22 protein-coding genes are annotated in these 19,934 nt (G+C 38.0%); 10 read left to right on the top strand and 12 right to left on the bottom strand.

The features are described from left to right. The first annotated feature begins 22 nt into the window (after positions 1 to 22). The 3 genes from DHD80_RS05925 to DHD80_RS05915 all read left to right on the top strand — a co-directional run bounded on the left by DHD80_RS05925 (position 23) and on the right by DHD80_RS05915 (position 3,748). A complete protein-coding gene (locus DHD80_RS05925) occupies positions 23 to 712 on the top strand; it encodes a glycosyltransferase family 2 protein (protein WP_251740226.1) in 690 nt (229 codons plus the stop codon). After that, positions 709 to 2,181: a cellulose synthase family protein gene (locus DHD80_RS05920; protein WP_251740225.1), complete on the top strand. Its 1,473-nt coding sequence runs from the start codon at positions 709 to 711 to the stop codon at positions 2,179 to 2,181. Before DHD80_RS05925 ends, DHD80_RS05920 begins: the two co-directional genes overlap by 4 nt. A gap of 127 nt (positions 2,182 to 2,308) precedes the next feature. Next, positions 2,309 to 3,748 carry a mannosyltransferase gene (locus tag DHD80_RS05915; RefSeq protein WP_251740224.1) on the top strand — a complete coding sequence of 480 codons (1,440 nt, stop codon included), beginning with the start codon at positions 2,309 to 2,311 and terminating at the stop codon, positions 3,746 to 3,748. Here the strand turns inward: DHD80_RS05915 and DHD80_RS05910 are convergent. The 8 genes from DHD80_RS05910 to mvaD all read right to left on the bottom strand — a co-directional run bounded on the left by DHD80_RS05910 (position 3,745) and on the right by mvaD (position 12,149). Further along, positions 3,745 to 4,377: a lipid-A-disaccharide synthase N-terminal domain-containing protein gene (locus tag DHD80_RS05910; protein ID WP_251740223.1), complete on the bottom strand. Its 633-nt coding sequence runs from the start codon at positions 4,375 to 4,377 to the stop codon at positions 3,745 to 3,747. The genes DHD80_RS05915 and DHD80_RS05910 overlap by 4 nt on opposite strands. A gap of 74 nt (positions 4,378 to 4,451) precedes the next feature. Continuing rightward, entirely contained in the window at positions 4,452 to 5,423 is a 972-nt protein-coding gene (locus DHD80_RS05905) for a deoxyhypusine synthase family protein (RefSeq protein WP_251740222.1), read from the bottom strand. Continuing rightward, complete coding sequence (gene speB, locus DHD80_RS05900) at positions 5,416 to 6,291, bottom strand: agmatinase (protein ID WP_251740221.1); 876 nt, start codon at positions 6,289 to 6,291, stop codon at positions 5,416 to 5,418. Before speB ends, DHD80_RS05905 begins: the two co-directional genes overlap by 8 nt. Positions 6,292 to 6,342: 51 nt before the next feature. Further along, the gene (locus DHD80_RS05895) at positions 6,343 to 7,737 is read right to left on the bottom strand and encodes an arginine decarboxylase (RefSeq protein WP_251740220.1); all 1,395 of its coding nucleotides are present in this window, start codon (positions 7,735 to 7,737) and stop codon (positions 6,343 to 6,345) included. A gap of 260 nt (positions 7,738 to 7,997) precedes the next feature. Beyond that, positions 7,998 to 8,834, bottom strand: coding sequence for a pseudouridine synthase (locus DHD80_RS05890; RefSeq protein ID WP_251740219.1), 837 nt, complete (start codon positions 8,832 to 8,834; stop codon positions 7,998 to 8,000). Positions 8,835 to 8,913: 79 nt separating this feature from the next. Next, a complete protein-coding gene (locus DHD80_RS05885; RefSeq protein ID WP_251740218.1) occupies positions 8,914 to 9,819 on the bottom strand; it encodes a geranylgeranylglycerol-phosphate geranylgeranyltransferase in 906 nt (301 codons plus the stop codon). A gap of 9 nt (positions 9,820 to 9,828) precedes the next feature. Beyond that, positions 9,829 to 10,767 carry a mevalonate kinase gene (locus DHD80_RS05880; protein WP_251740217.1) on the bottom strand — a complete coding sequence of 313 codons (939 nt, stop codon included), beginning with the start codon at positions 10,765 to 10,767 and terminating at the stop codon, positions 9,829 to 9,831. A gap of 293 nt (positions 10,768 to 11,060) precedes the next feature. Next, entirely contained in the window at positions 11,061 to 12,149 is a 1,089-nt protein-coding gene (gene mvaD, locus DHD80_RS05875; RefSeq protein ID WP_251740216.1) for a diphosphomevalonate decarboxylase, read from the bottom strand. 94 nt (positions 12,150 to 12,243) lie between these two features. Here mvaD and DHD80_RS05870 point away from each other — a divergent pair, with 94 nt between their 5' ends. After that, on the top strand, positions 12,244 to 12,723 hold the full coding sequence (locus DHD80_RS05870) for a TspO/MBR family protein (RefSeq protein WP_251740215.1): 480 nt from the start codon (positions 12,244 to 12,246) through the stop codon (positions 12,721 to 12,723). On the opposite strand, the gene DHD80_RS05865 is transcribed toward DHD80_RS05870, so the two are convergent. Together DHD80_RS05865 and DHD80_RS05860 are read right to left on the bottom strand one after the other, a co-directional pair. Beyond that, a complete protein-coding gene (locus DHD80_RS05865; RefSeq protein WP_251740214.1) occupies positions 12,713 to 13,921 on the bottom strand; it encodes an NAD(P)/FAD-dependent oxidoreductase in 1,209 nt (402 codons plus the stop codon). The genes DHD80_RS05870 and DHD80_RS05865 overlap by 11 nt on opposite strands. Continuing rightward, positions 13,918 to 14,634: a glycerophosphodiester phosphodiesterase family protein gene (locus tag DHD80_RS05860; RefSeq protein ID WP_251740213.1), complete on the bottom strand. Its 717-nt coding sequence runs from the start codon at positions 14,632 to 14,634 to the stop codon at positions 13,918 to 13,920. The genes DHD80_RS05865 and DHD80_RS05860 overlap by 4 nt, the downstream gene beginning before the upstream one ends. Before the next feature lie 112 nt (positions 14,635 to 14,746). Between DHD80_RS05860 and DHD80_RS05855 the strand changes: the two genes are divergently transcribed. The 6 genes from DHD80_RS05855 to DHD80_RS05830 all read left to right on the top strand — a co-directional run bounded on the left by DHD80_RS05855 (position 14,747) and on the right by DHD80_RS05830 (position 18,521). Next, positions 14,747 to 15,598, top strand: coding sequence for an SDR family oxidoreductase (locus tag DHD80_RS05855; RefSeq protein ID WP_251740212.1), 852 nt, complete (start codon positions 14,747 to 14,749; stop codon positions 15,596 to 15,598). Between the two features lie 200 nt (positions 15,599 to 15,798). Continuing rightward, positions 15,799 to 16,320, top strand: a complete 522-nt coding sequence (locus tag DHD80_RS05850; RefSeq protein WP_251740211.1) for a YetF domain-containing protein — start codon at positions 15,799 to 15,801, stop codon at positions 16,318 to 16,320. A 6-nt stretch (positions 16,321 to 16,326) separates the two neighbouring features. Beyond that, complete coding sequence (locus DHD80_RS05845; protein ID WP_251740210.1) at positions 16,327 to 16,587, top strand: SemiSWEET transporter; 261 nt, start codon at positions 16,327 to 16,329, stop codon at positions 16,585 to 16,587. 28 nt (positions 16,588 to 16,615) lie between these two features. Next, entirely contained in the window at positions 16,616 to 17,305 is a 690-nt protein-coding gene (gntA, locus tag DHD80_RS05840; RefSeq protein WP_251740209.1) for a guanitoxin biosynthesis heme-dependent pre-guanitoxin N-hydroxylase GntA, read from the top strand. Positions 17,306 to 17,316: 11 nt separating this feature from the next. Further along, positions 17,317 to 17,943, top strand: coding sequence for an FMN-binding negative transcriptional regulator (locus DHD80_RS05835; RefSeq protein WP_251740208.1), 627 nt, complete (start codon positions 17,317 to 17,319; stop codon positions 17,941 to 17,943). Beyond that, the gene (locus tag DHD80_RS05830; RefSeq protein WP_251740207.1) at positions 17,940 to 18,521 is read left to right on the top strand and encodes an urea carboxylase-associated family protein; all 582 of its coding nucleotides are present in this window, start codon (positions 17,940 to 17,942) and stop codon (positions 18,519 to 18,521) included. The genes DHD80_RS05835 and DHD80_RS05830 overlap by 4 nt, the downstream gene beginning before the upstream one ends. Here DHD80_RS05830 and DHD80_RS05825 read toward each other — a convergent pair. Further along, on the bottom strand, positions 18,518 to 19,225 hold the full coding sequence (locus DHD80_RS05825; RefSeq protein WP_251740206.1) for a TerC family protein: 708 nt from the start codon (positions 19,223 to 19,225) through the stop codon (positions 18,518 to 18,520). The two genes, DHD80_RS05830 and DHD80_RS05825, sit on opposite strands and share 4 nt — an antisense overlap. 58 nt (positions 19,226 to 19,283) lie before the next feature. Then, on the bottom strand, positions 19,284 to 19,778 hold the full coding sequence (locus DHD80_RS05820) for a hypothetical protein (protein ID WP_251740205.1): 495 nt from the start codon (positions 19,776 to 19,778) through the stop codon (positions 19,284 to 19,286). Positions 19,779 to 19,934 lie beyond the last annotated feature (156 nt).

The raw sequence follows: 19,934 nt of genomic DNA, 5'->3' as shown, positions 1-19,934 counted from the left end.
AGCCTAAAATTGTACCCACTTAATGCCTCATATCAAAGTTATCATTCCTGCTTTTAATGAAGCCGATTCCATCGGTTTGGTAATTGAGGAAATTCCCCGGTATGTAGATGAGGTCATTGTAGTAAGCAATAGTTCTACCGATAAAACCGAAAGAGTTGCCGCTAAATCTGGAGCCACCGTATTATCTGAAGTAAGAAAAGGTTACGGTTATGCCTGTTTGAAAGGAATGGATTACATCGCCGGTCAAAACCAGAAGCCTGATATTATCGTATTTCTTGATGGGGATTATAGTGATTTTCCGCAGGAAATGGATAAGATCATTCAGCCGATAACCGAAGAAAATATTGATTTTGTTGTAGGGGCACGGATAAAAAAATGGAGGGAAGACGGTTCCATGACCTTTCCGCAGCGATTCGGCAACTGGCTCGCAACGACTTTAATGAACTTGTTTTTCAAATCCAGATTTACCGATCTTGGGCCATTTCGCGCCATAAAATATGATAAGTTGCTGGAATTGAACATGGAAGACAAAACCTACGGCTGGACGGTTGAAATGCAACTCAAAGCATTAAGACAAAATTTCAGCTATGTTGATGTGCCGGTGCATTATCGAAACCGCGTTGGCATTTCAAAAGTTTCAGGAACCGTGAAAGGTGCTATCTTTGCAGGCGTAAAGATCTTAGGATGGATTTTTAAATATAGTTTTAAATGATAGATTTAGCGGTTATAATTATTTATACGCTGGCGCTGCTTATAATTTTTATCTACAGCCTTTCCCAGCTGCACCTGCTCATTAATTATTTAAAAGCTGGAAAATCTACTGATACTTCTGAAAAGTTTGATTTTTCTGAAGATGAATTCCCTTATGTTACCATACAACTTCCACTTTATAACGAGTATTATGTCGTGGAAAGACTGCTGAAAAATATCGCCATAATCAATTACCCAAAGCAAAAGTTGGAAATCCAGGTACTGGATGATTCTACAGATAAGTCTATTCTGAAAACTTCGGGAATTATTTCAGAATTACAAAAAATTGGGATCGATATTCAGCATATTCAAAGAGAAAACCGCACGGGTTACAAAGCCGGCGCGCTCAGGGAAGGGCTTAAAATTGCCAAAGGTGAGTATGTTGCTGTTTTTGATTCAGATTTTGTCCCGGGTGAAAACTGGCTTATGGAAACCTTGCCTTATTTCAAAAACCCAAAAATTGGCGTGGTGCAAACCCGATGGGGGCATTTGAACCGTAATTATTCATTGCTTACCAGGATACAGGCGTTTGCGCTCGATTTTCATTTTATTCTGGAGCAGACCGGTAGAAATTTTGGTAGAAATTTTATCAATTTTAATGGTACGGCGGGAATCTGGCGCAAAGAATGTATTCTGGATGCCGGGAACTGGAGCGGTGATACGCTCACCGAAGATCTTGATTTGAGTTACCGGGCACAGATGAAAAAATGGGAATTCAAATATCTGGAAAATGTGGAAACTCCTGCTGAATTGCCCGTGGTGATTAGTGCAGCAAGGAGCCAGCAGTTTCGATGGAACAAAGGGGCTGCGGAAAATTTCAGAAAAAATTACGGCAAATTATTGAAAGATAAATCGGTTTCTTTTAGCACTAAATTCCACGGATTCTTTCACCTGCTCAATTCCAGCATGTTCTTAATCGTGTTGTTATTGGGAGTATTAAGCGTTCCGGTTTTATATATAAAACATAACAATCCTGATTTCTCCTGGTATTTTAATGTGATCGCGGGCTTTGCTTTGAGTACAGTGATTTTCTTTCTCTGTTATTATGTGGCTTACGCAAAAATTCATGGCCGCAATTTTAAGAGTTTTTTCAAATTTATTGGCATGTTCCTCACTTTTTTTTCGATCGCCATGGGCTTTTCCGTACATAATTCACTGGCTGTTCTGGAAGGCCATTTTGGTAAAAAATCTGAATTTATTCGTACACCAAAATTTAATATTAGTTCTGTTAAAGATTCCTGGAAAGGCAATTCTTATTTGAAAAATCGCTTTTCGAAAAACCTGATCATAGAAGGTTTGTTGTTCCTCTATTTTGGGTTCGCCATCTGGAGTGCTTTTAAACTCAATGATTTTGGGTTACTTATTTTCCACCTGATGCTTTTTGGTGGATTTGGATTTGTTTTCTTCAGTAGCCTGAAAGCCGAAGTTTGATTAAATTAGCCTTACATTCTTTTGACCTTTCCGCTTTTAATAATCCTAAAGTGGATCCCGAAATGTAAACCTCCCAGGTTTTTAAAACCTGGGAGGTTTGGAAAAAATCTAAGGATCAAAATTGATTATGGATTTAAAAAAACTTCAGTTATATAAAACCCCTCTGGTTTTTACAATTTCCTGCTTTGCTTTCTATCTTTCATTTGCCTATGATCTTGAACGGCCAGATTTTATAAAACTCGCCGGCTTATATTTAGGATTATTTTTCCTGAGTTTTAAGCTTATCCAGATGCAGAAACACAATTTCTGGTTTCTGGCCGGAGCTGCTTTATTGTTCAGGCTGGTTTTTATGTTCGCCTTACCCAATTTATCGCAGGATTATTTCAGGTTTATTTGGGATGGGAGATTAATCGCTTCGGGAATGAATCCATACCAGTTTATTCCAGATAATATCATTGGCTCATCCAATCTTGTGATCGCTCAGGCTTCGGAATTGATAAAAGGCATGGGAAGTCTCAATGCAGGTAATTACTCCAATTACGCGCCTTTAAATCAGCTGATTTTTGCTGTTGCGGGATTTCTATCCGCAAAAAGTATATTGGGTTCCGCAATTATTTTTAGGATTGTTATCATTTTAGCCGATTTTGGTACTCTTTTCTTCGGAAGAAAATTGCTGAAATCATTTGGTCTCCCGGAACACCGAATCTTCTGGTATATTCTGAATCCGTTTATTATTATTGAAATGACCGGAAACCTGCATTTTGAATCGGTTATGGTTTTCTTGTTAATCTGGTCACTTTATTTATTGCATCAGCGAAAATGGATTTTTAGTGCGATCGTTTTCGGGCTATCCATTTCGGTTAAGTTATTGCCTTTGCTATTTCTTCCGTTGCTATTGAAATATTTTCTTAGGGCTTCGACTCCGCTCAGCATGACAACCGAAAAAAATTCAAAGGGGAATGCTACAAAAACAGGTCATCCTGGGCGCCTACCTGCCAGAGGGACAGGGAGTCGAAGGATAGACGGCTTTCTAAAATTAATCGCTTTTTACTTTCTGGTTTTAGCTACAGTTGTCCTTAGTTTCCTGCCTTTTTATTCCGCAGAAGTTTTTCTGAATTTTATGAGCAGCGTGGGACTTTGGTTTGGCAAGTTCGAATTTAACGCGAGTGTGTATTATATCATTCGTTGGATAGGATTTCAGTGGAAAGGCTATAATATTATTGAAAGTGCCGGAACGGCGCTGGCAATTTCGACCTTTCTCCTGGTTATAATCATCACTTTCCTTAGACAATATCAAACCACAAAACAACTCATTACGAACATGCTTTTTGCGGTTACGATTTACCTGATCTTTTCTACAACCGTTCATCCGTGGTATCTGGCGATCCCTTTGATCCTTTCCGTTTTTACTGAATTCAAATACGTAATCGTATGGAGCGGCGCGATAATTCTAAGCTATTATGCCTATTCCCATTCTGAATTTCAGGAAAATTTATGGCTGATTGGGTTGGAATATCTACTTGTGGCAGGATATTTTTTGAAGGAATTTTTCAGAAAAATATATTAAAGCGCCTTTTTTTCTGAATTTTTCAGAATATACATATCGCGCATATAAATAATTCCACCGAAAAAATGCGCCGCAATAAGCACAGGATCATTTCTGAAAATCCCATAGGTGAACAACAAAATAGACCCGCTCAGGCTCAAGACCCAGAAACCTAATGGGAGCGAAGATTCCTGATGCTTTTCAGAATAATACCACTGGTAGAAAAACCGGGAGGTATAAACCAATTGTCCAAAAATACCTAAAGCGATCAACCAGCCAGCCAAATTTTCACCCTGGAAAACTTCTGTCCAGGTTAGGGAGCCAAAGAATAAAATATAAGCAGCAAATCCAAAAGGAAAGATGGTGATCAAAACCTTAAAGGGAAGATTCCTATTGTTCCATTCCCCCTGCAACTGGAGGTTACGCCAATACACGCCATAAATTAAGAATTGGCCCAGCATAATAGCGAAATCATGGCGCAAATAACCATACGTAAAGAGCAGGATGGCACCTAGCAGACTCAGGATCCAGAACATGACCGGGGTTTCTACTTCTTTAGACTTTTCAGACATGATCCACTGGCTGATCAATCTTGCGGAAAAAAGCAATTGCGCCAGAAATCCAATACTGAAAATGATCCAATTATCCATGCTATATAAATAAAAAGCTGCTCAGTTTTAAAAGTACTCCTGAACAGCTCTAACTTTTTGTGATTCTGTGTTAATTACATATCAAGCAAATAGGCGAAAATCAAAGGCGCGACGATGGTCGCATCACTTTCAATAATATGCTTGGGTGTTTTGATGTCTAATTTTCCCCAGGTGATTTTTTCATTGGGGACCGCTCCCGAGTATGATCCATAACTGGTTGTGGAATCTGAAATCTGGCAGAAATAGCTCCAGAAAGGAGTATCGGTTCTTTCCAAATCCTGGTATAACATGGGTACCACGCAGATAGGGAAATCCCCGGCAATCCCGCCACCAATCTGGAAGAAACCAATTCCGTCTTTAGAGTTATCGGTATACCAGTCGGCTAAAAAGGTCATGTATTCAATACCAGATTTCATGGTACTGGTTTTAAGTTCGCCTTTGATGCAATAAGAGGCAAAAATATTCCCCAGTGTGCTGTCTTCCCAACCGGGAACGACCATGGGCAGGTTCTTTTCTGCAGCAGCATACATCCACGAATCTTTCAGGTCGATCTCATAATGCTCTTCCATGACCCCGCTTAAAAGCAATTTGTATAAATATTCATGCGGAAGGTAACGTTCGCCATTTGCTTCAGCATCTTTCCATATTTTATAAATATGCTCCTGGATCCTTCTGAAAGCTTCTTCCTCCGGAATACAGGTATCGGTTACCCGATTCAAGCCTTTTTCCAGTAAATCCCATTCTTCCTGAGGGGTAAGATCACGATAATTGGGTACTCGTTTATAATGCGAATGAGCTACCAGGTTCATCACATCTTCTTCCAGATTTGCCCCTGTACAGGAAATAATATGCACTTTATCCTGACGAATCATTTCGGCAAAAATCTTCCCGATCTCTGCAGTACTCATTGCCCCGGCAAGGGAAACCAGCATTTTAGAACCGCCTTCCAGTTGTTTTTCGTAATCTTTAGCCGCATCTACAAGAGCGGCTGCATTAAAATGTTTATAATATTTTTCTATGAACTGAGAAATACTTCCTTTATTCATCTTCGTCGTCTTCGTTAAAATCTTGATATTTAAATTTATAGCTCAACATTTTGTAATAAAGTTTTGCCGCCAGGAAATTGGATGATTTTTCTTTATCATTCGGGCAAAGCTCTACAATGTCAAAGCCTACTACATTCTTCTTTTTGAACATCATTTTCAGGAATTCCAGTGTTTCGTACCAAAAAAGTCCTCCTGGCTCAGGTGTTCCTGTAGATGGCATAATACTGGGATCGAATGCGTCCAAATCTATGGTAATAAAAACATTGGGCGTCATTTGGCCAATCGCGTCTTCCTGCCAGTCTTCATAAAGGTCATGGGCAAAATAGGTCCTGTTTTCATCCATATGATCCATTTCTGAAACATCCATGGAACGTATCCCAATCTGGATAAGGTTTGCCTCTTTACTCGCCTCGTGCAGGGCACAGGCGTGATTGTATTTAGAACCTTCATATTCGGGTCTTAAATCGGCATGCGCATCGATTTGCACTACGGTCAAATCTTCAAAAGATTCATTAAAAGCACGAATACTTCCAATTGATATTGAGTGTTCCCCGCCAAACAGCGTTACAAACTTATCTTGTTTGATGTAGTTTTTGGTTGTTTTATGAACTGCTTCTACCATCTTTTCAGGAGAAAAATTTTCAGAAACAGGTGGGGCGAGGTAAATTCCTTTTCTATAAACTTCGGTACGGGTTTCAATATCAAAAAGTTCCATGTTCTCTGAAGCCTCTAAAAATGCCTCCGGACCTTTATCCGCTCCTTTTTGCCAGGTACTGGTGCCGTCGTAGGGAACAGGAATCAATACCACTTTAGCTTCGTCTATACGAGCATATTTATCGGGTATCCCGGCGTAATTCTTCTTACTCATAACTTAATAAATTGGTTGTTAGTGATTTAAAGTTATTAAAATTTAATTTATTTAGTTGTATCCCAAAATATTTAGCATTTCACCGGCATCTTGTTGCGTGCTAAATAGTTTGGTGGTTATTTCTCCTTCAGTATTTCTATCGATCAAAATATGTTTGGGCTGCGGAATCAAACAATGCTGCAATCCGCCAAAACCTCCAATGGTTTCCTGATAGGCGCCGGTATTAAAAAATCCTATATACAGGGGCTTTTCTTTTTTAAACTTCGGAAGATAGATCGCATTCGTATTCTGTTCTGAATTGTAATAATCATCGGAATCACAAGTTAATCCGCCCAACAGCACCCGTTCATATTCGTCATTCCAGCGATTGATCGCCAGCATCACAAATTTCTTGCTGATCGCCCAGGTATCTGGTAATGTGGTGATAAAGGAGGAGTTGATCATATTCCATTTTTCCCGGTCGTTCTGCTGTTTCTGGTATAAAACTTCGTAGATGGCGCCACCACTTTCCCCCACGGTAAAACTTCCGAATTCAGTAAAAATATGGGGAACGTCCACCTCTGCCTCTTCACAGGCTAACTGGATTTGATTTACAATTTCTTCGACCATATAGGCATAATCATAATCGAATGCGAGAGAATTTTTGATGGGAAAACCGCCGCCAATATTAAGACTGTCCAGGTTGGGACAAATTCTTTTCAGGTTGATATATACCTTTAGACATTTGTTCAGCTCGTTCCAATAATAGGCTGTATCACGGATCCCGGTATTGATGAAAAAATGCAACATTCTTAAGCTTACCTGTTCATTCTCCTGAATTTGTTGCTTGTAAAACGGGACAATATTCTTATAACCTATGCCAAGACGGGAAGTATAAAATTCAAATTTCGGTTCTTCTTCCGAAGCAATTCGTATTCCTACCTCAAATTTGCCCTCAATCTTTTCTGAAAGTAGATCCAGTTCTTCATAATTGTCAATTATGGGGATACACTTTTTATGGCCGGTATTAATCAGTTTACTGATATTCGAGATGTATTGATCCCTTTTAAAACCATTGCAAATTATCCAGTTATCCTCTGTGATCTTGCCCGATTCTTTCAGTTTTTCAACAATATTGATATCGAATGCAGATGATGTTTCTATATGGATATCATTTTTCAATGCCTCATTCAAAACATGTTCAAAATGGGAGCTTTTAGTACAATAACAATAATTGTACGAACCTTTGTAATCAAGCTTTTCAATGGCTTTTCTAAACCAGTCTTTCGCCCTGCCAATATTATCTGAAATTTTGGGTAAATAGGTGAACTTTAGGGGCACACCATATTCTTCTACGAGTCCCATGAGATCGATGCCGTGAAATTTTAGGTGTGTATCCTGAAGTTTGAATTCTTCCTGGGGGAAATAATAAGTTTGATCTATAAGGTCGCTATACTTGGTATTCAATTTCTTATAATATTTAAAGGCGAAAAATTAGATAATAAATGAGAGGGTCAAAAAAATCGACTGGTAAATTAATGTTAAGAATAAAAATTGGGTATATGGAAATGGTCATGATCCCAACTGAGCTAACAAGTTGAAGTTCATTATCATTATAGTCGGGAAAATTAAATCGTCTATCAATCGATTTACATACTTATGGAAGCTGTTGTGCCTCATTGAAGTTGTAAAGGTATTAAATTTTAAAACCTGAAATCAAAAAAATTTTAAAGCATTCCCAGATTGATGATTTCTTGTTTAGTAAGGCTTCTGGTACGGCCACGAGCCAGATCTTTTTTAGTTAAACCGCCAAAGACTACACGATCCACACTTTCAACTTCGTAGTTTAAACTTTTAAAAATTCGAGTTATAACATGCTCCTTGATGCTGTTTAGCTCGATTCCAACTTCGGTATGCGGGCGATCATCAATAAAACTGGCATCGGTAATGGTTACTTTTGAACCTTCAAGATAAACCCCTTTTTTAATTCCATCGAGATCATCCTGGCTCAAATTTTTATTTAAGGTAACCTGGTAGATTTGACGAATTCCGTTCTTTGGTTTGGCAAGGTTTTTAGCCAGGGTCCCGTCATTGGTAAAGAGAATAAGACCTTTTGCCTGGTTATCCAGTTTTCCTATGGGGCTTACTTTGGCGCTGGTAACCTTAGAAACCAATTCCATTACGGTACGCCCCCCTTTTTCAGGATTACCGGTGACAAAAAATCCAGCTGGTTTATTTAGCAGAATATATTCAGGTTTTTCCGGATTTAAACGACGCCCGTCAAAACGAACATCATCCTCGAGTTTTACCCGGTAACCCATTTCGGTAATAACTTTTCCATTTACCGTTACATTTCCGGCAGCGATATAAGTATCCGCTTCTCTTCTTGAACATACTCCGGAATTAGCGATATATTTGTTCAATCTAATACCATCCTGAGTAGAAGGCGAGCTCTTTTCTATTTTCTTTTGGATAGGGGCATTTCCTCTGGATGTAGATTTCTTTCTTTCGCCATCCTGTCTCCCGCTAAATTTTTTACCTGAAGATCGTTCGTTTCTGCTCATTCCTAAATTTTTTGCAAAGATACATGATGCCCGTGTATCGCACCAGATTATTTCGAAAAGTTTTATAATGAGCCGATTATCAAAAAACCCGGTTTAAAACTTCATCAAAATCGATTAATAAAATACTGAAAACTCCGGCTACAATTATCAGTTTCAAAATGTTGTGTAGGATAAGATATTGCCATTTAGCCTGGCTGAAATATAATAGGAGCATGAAAATTACCAGTAGAAAGAAAGATCCAAAAAAATAATAATTCATATATCCAATTTCAAACCTGGTAATCAAAAGATATAATGGCAAAAGAGCGAGAACACTGCACATGGCAAGGCAAAACTTACTCCATTTTTCGCCATATACAAGTGGGATGGTATTATAATTTTGCGCTAAATCGCCCTGCATATTCTCCAAATCCTTAACCAGTTCACGCATTACAATCATGAGATAAAGAAATGTTGCGTGGATGAAAATTACCGTTTCAAAATTTTTGTAATACACGAAAATCACGAAAAAGGGAGAGATGGTTAGAATGGACGCAATTAGATTGCCTAAAAACAGGATTTTTTTAAGCCTGTGCGAGTAGAACCAGATGATAAATATATAAATTGAGAAAAAAACCACCGCCCTGAAAGAAACATAACTTGCAAAAAATATCGAAGCAAAATTAAGAATGAAATATACGGAAAGTTTAGTTCGCTGGCTAACCACACGATCCAGCATCGTTTTCTTGGGCCTGTTAATCAGATCTTTTTCACTATCGTAAAAATTATTGATAATATATCCTGAAGCGATGGCGCTGGAAGAAGCGAGAATTAGGAAGAAAAGATTAGGATCAAAAATAACCTCTCGAAGTGGGAGGTCATGGGCCAGGATAAAGGCAGAAGTTAAATATTGGGCAAATACTATGACCAGAATATTATAACCGCGAACTACGGAGAAAAGACTAAAAATCTTCAGTAGTAGGCGTTTATTCAAAATAGAAGCCATGAATGGATTTTAGAAGTTATAAACCACTTCTAAGTTATAATCTTTTAATGCTTTACGAGCTTTGCCAATATCTTCCGTAAAGCCAAGAATATATCCGCCACCACCAGAACCACATAATTTCAGATAATAATCGTTGGTTTCAATTCCTTTTTTCCAAAGTTTATGAAATTGGATGGGGATCATTGGTTTAAAGTTATCCAGAACAGTATGGGAAAGTTTTTTTACATTTTTAAACAATGATTTCACATCACCTTTCAAAAAGTCATCCACACAGGCATCGGTATGGCGCACAAACTGGTCTTTCAGCATTTTTCGGAAAGGTTCCTGTTTCATGTTTTCCATAAAGATATTTACCATGGGGGCGGTTTCCCCGGTAGTGCCACTATCCAGCAAAAATACAGCCCCGGTGCCATTTTCCGTTTGAGAAGGAATGCCGGCGGGTTCAATATTTTCTTTTGAATTTATAAGAATAGGAATGCTTAAATAAGAATTTAAAGGATCAAGACCTGAAGATTTTCCATGGAAAAAAGATTCCATTTCCCCAAAGATCATTTTTAACTTTAAAAGTTTATCCCTGGTTAGATTTTCAAGGACTGTGATCTTATTATCGGCATATTTATCATAGATCGCCGCCACTAAAGCACCACTACTTCCCACACCATATCCCTGAGGGATACTGGAATCGAAATACATGCCTTTTGAAATATCTTTTTTCAGCGCGTTAAAATCGAACTGAACAAGATCAGGATTGTTTTCCTGAAGTTTTTCAAGATATTCTGCAAAACGCTTTAAATTGTCATTTGATTTCTGGGCGACATCAGAAAGATCTTTTTCAATCTTCAGGGCGCCATTATAAAAGTTATACGGAATAGACAATCCTTTGGAATCTTTTATAATTCCATACTCTCCAAATAGAAGTATTTTCGAATAAAATAGAGGTCCTTTCATGTTGTATACAAATTGAAAATGGAGAATTAAAAATGGAAAATTATTTTAAGGTCTTCATGATTTTAGTTAGTGACTTTAAAAATTTCCTCAATATCATTCTTTAATTCTTTCAATTTCAGGTTGCTAATATAAGAAGTTTCCTTCAAAAGCTCATTCCTGAAATTACAAAATCCTTTTTAAAAAATTGTATTATGTGATATTAACTATTTTGATTTTGAGGTTTTTATGATTTTGGTCGGTAATTTCAAAATTTCCTTAATATCATTTCTTTCATCATTATTAATTGTCCATTATCAATGATCAATTCTTTTCGCTCCACCACCAATTTTGTCGCAAATATACTGCCCCTTTTCACAATACGCAACTAACTGATCTTTAATGAAGTCTAAAATTTTGATTTCGTTTTCTTCAGGGTAGAGCATGTGCACGTTGGCACCGGCATCTAAAGTAAAACAAACGGGTATGCCAGTTAATTTTCTAAATGCCCAGATCCTGTTGATTATTTCAAGGGTATTGGGTTTCATTAGTATAAAATAGGGCAAACTACTCAGCATCACCGCGTGTAGGCTTAAGGCTTCACTTTCCACCAATTCTATAAAGGCGGAAAGATCGCCGCTTTTTAAAATTGGGATCAGTTTGGAAAGATTTTTATTGGCCTGCTCAAATCTTGCTTCAGCGTAAGGATTTCCATGCATTAAGTCATGGCCCACGGTACTGCTAACTTGTTTTGCTCCTTTATCTACGAGTAAAATAATATCACGGTAAGATTTAAAAACTTCATGGGTTTTATAAGGAAAGTTAATCCCAAAAAGATCTGAAGATCCCTCAATTTCCTGATGATTCCCCCAAACAACCAAATTTCCTTCAATACTTCTACAGGCACTTCCGGAACCTAAACGCGCCAGGAAGGATGCTTTTTTGAGAAAATAATCTTCGGAAATTCCCGGGTATATATTTTTTTCCAGATCCATGATACATAGGGACAAAGCACTCATTCCGCTTGCTGAAGAGGCTATCCCGCTACTGTGAGGGAATGAATTTTCACTTTCGATCTTTAACGAAAAATATTTTAAATAAGGGCAATATTGCTCGATCCTTCTAAAAAACTGAATAATTTTAGGTTTGAAACTTTCCTTTTTTTTGCCTTCAAAATAAAATTCAAAAGAAAAATTCTCAGTTTTAGCGTCTTTTTTACTGAAAGTTACCGAAGTTAAGGTGTGGCAATTATTTAAAGTAAAACTGATGGAAGGATTTGCCGGAATTTGATTTTCTTTTTTACCCCAGTATTTTACAAGCGCAATATTACTTGGAGCCCGCCAGGTAGATTTACCCGATTTAAAATCTTCTGGTTTTGTAGATGGAATAAAATCTTTTTCCCTCATGCGAAAAATTTTCGCAAAGCTAAGCTTTTATGTTTTTCAAGGTTCAGAAAGAAATCAAATAAATTGTATTTTAGTATATTAAACCAACCCATAAATGACTAAGAAGCTCCTTATACGCAGTTCTTTTGCCATTGGTATCTGCCTGATATTCGGGTTTATGGGCATTATTGCCACTCAAACCGGTACGGAAGAATGGTATCCATCCCTGGAAAAACCCTGGTTCGATATTCCGCAGAATATTTTTAGCCCGGTGTGGATTATCATGTATATTTTTATGGGCATTGCCGCGGGAATCGTTTGGAACAAAGGGTTTTATCATAAATGGGTAAAAACAGCCCTCTACCATTTTGGATTTCAGCTTTTTCTTAATGGATTCTGGTTTTTGCTTTTCTTCGCGTTGCAAAAACCATTTTTAGCGCTTTTGGACTTAATTGCTTTATTTATTTTAATTTTAATCACCATAAAATGGTTCAGAATCGTCAATAAAACTGCAGCTTATCTCTTGGCGCCTTATGCGCTTTGGGTATTGTTTGCTATTGCCCTGAATTTTGAAATCTGGAGGCTTAACTCATAGCTTTTGCCGCTAAATATCCCCCGGTCCAGGCATTCTGAAAATTAAATCCTCCGGTTATTGCATCGATATTCAGGATTTCCCCGGCGAAAAATAGATTTTTATGCAATTTGCTTTCAAAGGTTTTAAAATCAACTTCTTTAAGATCAATCCCGCCCGCGGTAACAAATTCTTCTTTAAAAGTGCTTTTCCCCTTTACCTGAAATTTTGCTTCGCAGAGTTGTTTTGCCAAAGCCTGAAGCTGAAGTTTATGTAAATCGGCCCATTTTCCTGAAGCATTTATAGTAGAAGCTTCCACAATATTTTGCCATAAACGTCTGGGAAGGTCAAATTGTGGCCTGGTATTTACCTGCTGCTTGGCAGAATCAACCTTTATTTTTTTGAGGATTTCAATAATAGATTGAAAAGATTCCCCGGGAATCCAGTTCACTGTAATTTCGAAATTGTAATTAAAATCGTGCAATTCCCTGGCGCCCCAGGCAGATAATTTAAGAATGGCCGGGCCACTCATCCCCCAGTGTGTTATAAGTAGGGGGTCGGAACTTTCCAGGCCGGTACCAAAAACCTTTACTTCAGCTTCTGAAGCAATTCCCGCTAAACCTTCAATGCGTTTGTCTTTAATATTAAAGGTAAAAAGTGAAGGCACGGCATCAATAATGCTATGTCCGAAATTTTGCAGCATTTGCCAGATTTTTGGATTGCTACCCGTGGCCAGCATCACTTTTTGAGTGGTGAATTCTCCTGCACTGGTTTCCAGAAACCAGGTATCGTCCTGTTTTTTAAGCTTTCTGAGTGAATGTCCCTTCTGAATTTCAATATGTAACTTTCGGCATTGGGATAAAAAGCAATTGATGATAGTTGCTGATGAATCTGTAACCGGAAACATGCGACCGTCTTCTTCCGTTTTTAGTCTAATACCCCTTTCTTCAAACCAGGAAATGGTATCGCCGGTCATAAATGTGTGAAAGGGACCTAAAAGTTCCTTTTCACCACGGGGATATTTTTTTGTAAGTTCCTTCGGAATAAATTCTGCATGGGTAACATTACAACGCCCGCCACCGGAAATCCTAACTTTAGAGAGTACATCCTTGCCACGTTCCAGAATTAAAATTTTTAGGGCAGGATTGTTTTCCGCAGCATTGATCGCCGTAAAAAATCCTGCCGCACCACCCCCCACAATAATGATATCGTAAATTTTCAATCTATTATAGTTTTGAGAAATTCCGGCTGAAGCCTATCCGGATAATCGGAAATAATTCCATTGACGCCCATCTGCACGAATTTTAAAATTTCCTGTGGAGCATTCACCGTCCAGACATTTACCAGAAAATTATTTTTTTTGATCAAATTGAAATTTTCATTATCTAGTAAGTCTTTCGAAGGATGAACCGCAACTGCTTTGATTTCTTTGGCGAAAGCTATGGCTGTTTGCACCTTTTCTTCCGTCAAAACGGCTAGAGGGATCTGATCATTTTTAGAATGAAAAAGTTCTAATTCTGCCCAATCGAAACTTGAAACAAGAAAATCCTGATTTTTGAAATGATCATTTCTTATTGCTTTTGAAAGTAATTTCGCAACCGCTACGCCTGTTCCAACACCTTTTAATTCAATGTTCAATGCGCATTTATTTCGGGCAAATTTGAACACTTCAGTCAGCAATGGAATTTTATATTTTTTTTCAATTAAAGCCTTTCCCAATTCTTCCGAAGATTTTTGGGAAATTTCTCCCGTAAGATTTGTTGTTCTTTCCAGGGTTTTATCGTGTAAAACCCAAATTTTACCCTCTCTGTCCAAATGCACGTCGAGTTCAATCATATCAGCCCCTAAAAGAATAGCTTTTTCAAAACTCTCCAGAGTGTTTTCCGGAACATAAGCTTTCGCTCCCCGATGACCGATTTTAAGAAAATTATGCATAGGATTTTATCGAATACGAAAATACGCAGATTGTAAGGATTATGAAATGCTTAGCACCGCTTAACATTTATTTAAAAAATAATGCCCTTAATTTTGCCTGAAAACAGGAACTATGGATAAAAATGAGAAAATCAAGAATCAGCAGCAGGAGGAACAGCCCGGTGATGAGTATAAGATGGATCCGGAACCTGAAATTATAAGAAAGGATTATAAAGGAAGTGAAAAACTAAAAGGCAAAATCGCGCTGATAACCGGAGGCGATAGCGGTATTGGCAGGAGCGTTGCGGTTCATTTTGCCCGGGAAGGGGCAGATGTTGCGATCGCCTATTTGAATGAAGATGAGGATGCTTTGGAAACCCAGAAACTGGTGGAAAAAGAAGGCCAGTCCTGCCACCTTATGCGCGGCGATCTTAAAAGCGATGTTTTTTGTAAAAAGATAGTTACAGACACGGTTAAAAAATTTGGTAAAATCGATATCCTGGTGAATAATGCTGCAATGCAATTTCCCCAGGGAGAAGTAAAAGATATTTCCGAAGCACAATTCAGGGAAACTTTTGAAACCAATATTTTCCCTTATTTCTATGTGGTGAAAAAAGCACTGGAACAAATGCAGAAAGGCAGTGTGATCATTAACACGACATCTGTTACGGGCTATCGAGGTAGCGAGCATTTACTGGATTACTCAAGTACCAAAGGTGCGATTACAAGTTTTACCAGATCCCTTTCCAAAATGCTAGTGGAAAAGGATATTAGGGTGAATGCCGTTGCGCCGGGGCCCATCTGGACACCGCTTATTCCATCAACTTTCGATGACATAGCGGATTTCGGCAAAAAAGTACCTATGGGCAGGCCCGGGCAGCCCAGTGAAGTAGGTCCCGCCTATGTATATCTGGCTTGTAAAGATAGTAGTTATATGACCGGCCAGGTACTTCATATAAATGGTGGAGAAATTGTTGGCGGATAAGGATTCAAAAAAATATTCACAGAAATTTTGCCATATATAACATAGTACGGGCGTCTTAATAAATGCTTATGATTGATTAACATTTAATTTGGAAAGCTATGTCCTAATTTTATTTCAGATTAAGTTGAACCCGTCAAAATTTATCACCCCCCTTTTTTAAATGTGACAGTTTCTTTTTTTAACTCAAAAAACAATTTTTTATGGACAAATGGTTTAAGATCGATTTCTCTTCCTTTTTAGCCATTTTTCTTTCTACTATTGGAATTTACCTGGCTGTTATTTTATTCACAAGAATTGCGGGAAAGCGGAGCTTTTCCAAAATGTCCAGTTTTGATTTTGCCATGACCGTAGCTATTGGTTCTATCATTGCAACAACTATCCTTACAAAAAGTGTGAGTCTCTGGGAAGGAATTATTGGCTTGTTAAGTGTTTATATCCTACAACTTACAGTTGCAATGTTACGAAGGTTTCAATTTATACAGGATGCTGTGGATAATTCCCCCTTACTGCTGATGGATGGAAAAAACATCCTTCATGAAAATTTAAGAAAGGCCCGGGTGGCAGAATCTGATCTTCGATCGAAACTTAGGGAAGCAAATGTGATCAAACTCGAGCAGGTTAGGGCTGTTGTTTTTGAATGTACAGGAGATATTTCAGTTTTACATACCGAAGATGCTTCTAAAGAACTCGAGGACTGGCTTCTAAACGATGTTGAAAGATAGGAGCAGATGAACTGGGAAGTTGTATTAGGTATAGTAGCCGGTATTTGTACTACCGTTGCCGTAATTCCACAAATCATCAAAGCGTGGAAATCCAAAAAAGTTAAAGACGTTTCTCCAGGTATGTTTATCATTCTAATGATTGGCGTTGCCCTGTGGGTGGTTTATGGTGTTGTGAAAAACGATATTCCTATCATCGCGACAAACGGAGTAAGCCTCGCTTTAAATTCGGTTATGTTTTATTTGATGATGAAGTATAAAAAGGATTAATTGCCCCAAGGGCGCATGGAATTGTAAAATGAGTGAAACTAAAACAAAAAGGAATTATTCGGACATGAACATTCGAAAAATTGATGTAAAAGCAGAATTCGAAAATTTTGTATTGAATGAAGACCATCCCTGTATCATGGCTCAAACGGTTTTCACCATGGATAAAGTAGAGTTACATGAATACCATGATTTTGGAAGCGAAGCAGCTGCTGTAAAAATTTTAAAGGATTTAGAGAAATACGTCAATAATTACGATTTTGAGTCTAATGAATTTCAAACATTTCTCGCAGTTTTTCCAAAGTCAGTTAAATATTCGGAAAAAGAGTTTGAAGCTTTGCTTTGGCAACAATTGCAATTTTTACATAAATTTGATGATACCTCCTGGGATAGAGAGGTTTCCAGCGATGTAAAAGACAGTGAGTTTAGTTTCAGCCTGAAGGGAAAAGCTTTTTATATCGTAGGAATGCATCCGGGAGCATCAAGAATAGCAAGGCAGAGTCCGTTTACAGCCATTGCTTTTAATTTACACTGGCAGTTCGAAAAATTGCGGGAAATGGGAAGTTACCAGACGGTTCGGGATCGCATTCGGGAAAGGGATGAAAAACTTCAGGGTCACATTAATCCTATGCTTGCAGATTTTGGAAACCATAGCGAGGCCATACAATACAGTGGCCGAAAAGTGGGTGAAGATTGGAAATGCCCTTTTCAGCATAAATAAATACATATAATTTGTACCGACCGGAAAAATATAAAAAGGATAATGAGGAATTTATTTTTCAATTTATCAAAAAACATCCCTTCGCCACGCTAATCTCCCGATCTGAGAATTTGGTGGCCACCCATATCCCGGTTTTACTCCAGGGCGACGCAGTATCCTTTCAGTTGTATGCTCATATCGCAAATCATAATGAGCAGCTTCAGTCTTTAAAAGACGGGACTGAAGTGTTGGTCATTTTTCATGGCCCTAATTCCTATATTTCCTCTTCCTGGTATGAAAATAAAGATATAAGTACCTGGGATTATCAGGCAGTTCATATTAATGGAAGGATCAAACTTCAAACGAAGCAGGAATTGGAAAAAAGCCTGGAAAGCCTGGTTAAATATTTTGAAAAGGACCAGGAAGAACCCCTTTATTATTCAGAAATTCCGCAGAAAATGCTGGAAGATCACCTTCCCTTGATTACCGGCTTTTGGATTGAGCCTTTTAAAATTCAGGGAATTGCCAAGCTCCATCAGAAATATAAAACTGAAGATATCAACCGGGTAGTAAAGGAATTAAAAAAATCTGACGATCAGATCGCACAGAAACTTGCTGAAGAAATGGAAAATGAAAATAGCGAAAAATTAAAAGAATGATTGTAACCATAGAGAAACAAACCGGAGCCGCTTTTGAAATAAAAAAAGGTGAAAAATTAAAGGTTATTGATCCCAAGGGAATGCAGGTGAGCGATATGGTGTTATTCAATTCTGAAGATAAAAGGGAAAAGATAAGCAGTGGTAAAACGTTGGATTTTGAAGAAAATATTCTGATTACCAAAGGCAATTTTCTTTGGAGTAATCGCAGCCGGAAAATGATGGAGATATTAGAAGATACCAATGGCAGAAATGATTTCCTGCTCGCACCCTGCAGTCCGGAAACATTTAAGATCATGTATAAAAACGATCAATATCATCCCAGTTGTTTTGAAAACCTTTATACCAACCTGGCAAAATTTGAAATTGAGCCAGATGATATCCCTACGGCTTTCAATATTTTCATGAATGTACAGTTCGACTCAAATGGCAAATTAAGCGTGGATCCGCCGTTAAGCAAAGCGGGAGACCATGTGATATTTGAGGCTAAAATGGATTTGATCGTAGGTCTTACAGCCTGCTCTGCTGAAGATAGCAATGGCGGGAGTTTTAAGCCTATTCAATATGAGATCCTTTCCTAATTCTTCTTTCTGAACCTCATATTCAACATTTCTATAGCCAGCGAGAAGAAAACGGCAAAATAGATATATCCTTTTGGAACGTGAAAATGGGCTCCTTCAACGATCAACATCACCCCAATTAAAATTAAAAAAGAAAGCGCAAGGATTTGGATGGTTGGATGCCTGTTCACAAAATCTCCCACCGCTTTTGCGAAAACCATCATGATGATAATGGAGATCATCACCGCGATGATCATGAGCAATAATTCTTCAGTAAGTCCAATGGCGGTAAGGATACTATCAAACGAAAATATAATGTCCAGCAGAACGATTTGTACGATCGCATACCCAAAAGAAGATTTTTTAAACACTTTTTGTTCTTCTTCTGCCTGCCCTTCTACTTTATGATGGATTTCCAGGGTACTTTTGACCAGTAAAAACAGACCTCCGGAAATTAGAATAATATCACGCCAACTCAATTCAAAACCTTGAACCGTAAGCACCGGGGTGGTTAATCCAATGATCCAGGTAATGCTTAGAAGTAACAAAACCCGCATGATGAGTGCGGCAGAAAGTCCGCCAATTCGTGCTTTTTTCTGCTGATTTTCAGGTAATTTACCTGCGACAAGGGAGATAAAAATGATATTATCGATCCCCAGGACAATTTCCATAAAAGTTAGGGTAATTAAAGCTATCCATGCATCGGCCTGAAGAAAAATTTCCATTCAATCTTAATTTTGCGATCCAAAATTAAGCAATTTTAGGGATTGGAAAATTTTCAGGTTAATATTGATCAAGAAAAATTTTATAATTGATACCGCCATACACCGAAAACTGAAAAAAATCATAATCGGTCCTGTAGCGATTCTCGCCTCTCAGGTATACAAAAAACCTGGGAAAGTGATATTCAATTCTTGTATTGAGGGCTAAGGAAGGATAGGTTTTCCAGGGTCGCCGGATAAAAGAAAGTGAGATATCTGCTACAGGCACCAGTTTTTTACCTTTTCTGAAAATATAACCGGGATTTAGTCCGAATGATTCATATCGAATTGCCGGAAAGGTTTCGTAATATGCGATGACACTGAAAGCTTCCCTGCGATAACCAAAACTAAAAGTACCATCATAAGCCTGCGGATTCACAGTGCCTCCAAAAGTCGCATTTCTCAAATCCACGCCTGTACCCAGAAACAAATATTCAGTTTCCCGGGTGAGCCATGATTGAGAATAAAGGTTTGTGCAAAATAACAAACCAAGGAGCAAATAAAAATATCGTATCAATTTAGTAAATCTATGGGGCACTGAAATTAAATTTCAGCTTAAGCAATACATAAGATTTTGATTTTGTTGGTATTATGAAGGTAAGTGAAAATGATTTAATCTTAAACTACTTTAAGTTTTCCTGTTGATTTTTCAATTTTGGAATATGAAAACAAT

The sequence above is a fragment of the Gramella sp. AN32 genome (assembly GCF_023718305.1).
GTDB classification, from domain to species: domain Bacteria; phylum Bacteroidota; class Bacteroidia; order Flavobacteriales; family Flavobacteriaceae; genus Christiangramia; species Christiangramia antarctica.
The sequence above is the reverse complement of the archived record's forward strand: the minus strand, read 5'-3'. Positions and strand labels throughout refer to the sequence as shown.

Bases quoted from the DNA above. Each gene is read 5' to 3' on its own strand.
- DHD80_RS05925 (WP_251740226.1), top strand. From the start codon at position 23: ATGCCTCATATCAAAGTTATCATTCCTGCTTTTAATGAAGCCGATTCC.
- DHD80_RS05920 (WP_251740225.1), top strand. From the start codon at position 709: ATGATAGATTTAGCGGTTATAATTATTTATACGCTGGCGCTGCTTATA.
- DHD80_RS05915 (WP_251740224.1), top strand. From the start codon at position 2,309: ATGGATTTAAAAAAACTTCAGTTATATAAAACCCCTCTGGTTTTTACA.
- DHD80_RS05910 (WP_251740223.1), bottom strand. From the start codon at position 4,377: ATGGATAATTGGATCATTTTCAGTATTGGATTTCTGGCGCAATTGCTT.
- DHD80_RS05905 (WP_251740222.1), bottom strand. From the start codon at position 5,423: ATGAATAAAGGAAGTATTTCTCAGTTCATAGAAAAATATTATAAACAT.
- speB (WP_251740221.1), bottom strand. From the start codon at position 6,291: ATGAGTAAGAAGAATTACGCCGGGATACCCGATAAATATGCTCGTATA.
- DHD80_RS05890 (WP_251740219.1), bottom strand. From the start codon at position 8,834: ATGAGCAGAAACGAACGATCTTCAGGTAAAAAATTTAGCGGGAGACAG.
- DHD80_RS05885 (WP_251740218.1), bottom strand. From the start codon at position 9,819: ATGGCTTCTATTTTGAATAAACGCCTACTACTGAAGATTTTTAGTCTT.
- DHD80_RS05880 (WP_251740217.1), bottom strand. From the start codon at position 10,767: ATGAAAGGACCTCTATTTTATTCGAAAATACTTCTATTTGGAGAGTAT.
- mvaD (WP_251740216.1), bottom strand. From the start codon at position 12,149: ATGAGGGAAAAAGATTTTATTCCATCTACAAAACCAGAAGATTTTAAA.
- DHD80_RS05870 (WP_251740215.1), top strand. From the start codon at position 12,244: ATGACTAAGAAGCTCCTTATACGCAGTTCTTTTGCCATTGGTATCTGC.
- DHD80_RS05860 (WP_251740213.1), bottom strand. From the start codon at position 14,634: ATGCATAATTTTCTTAAAATCGGTCATCGGGGAGCGAAAGCTTATGTT.
- DHD80_RS05855 (WP_251740212.1), top strand. From the start codon at position 14,747: ATGGATAAAAATGAGAAAATCAAGAATCAGCAGCAGGAGGAACAGCCC.
- DHD80_RS05850 (WP_251740211.1), top strand. From the start codon at position 15,799: ATGGACAAATGGTTTAAGATCGATTTCTCTTCCTTTTTAGCCATTTTT.
- DHD80_RS05845 (WP_251740210.1), top strand. From the start codon at position 16,327: ATGAACTGGGAAGTTGTATTAGGTATAGTAGCCGGTATTTGTACTACC.
- gntA (WP_251740209.1), top strand. From the start codon at position 16,616: ATGAGTGAAACTAAAACAAAAAGGAATTATTCGGACATGAACATTCGA.
- DHD80_RS05830 (WP_251740207.1), top strand. From the start codon at position 17,940: ATGATTGTAACCATAGAGAAACAAACCGGAGCCGCTTTTGAAATAAAA.
- DHD80_RS05825 (WP_251740206.1), bottom strand. From the start codon at position 19,225: ATGGAAATTTTTCTTCAGGCCGATGCATGGATAGCTTTAATTACCCTA.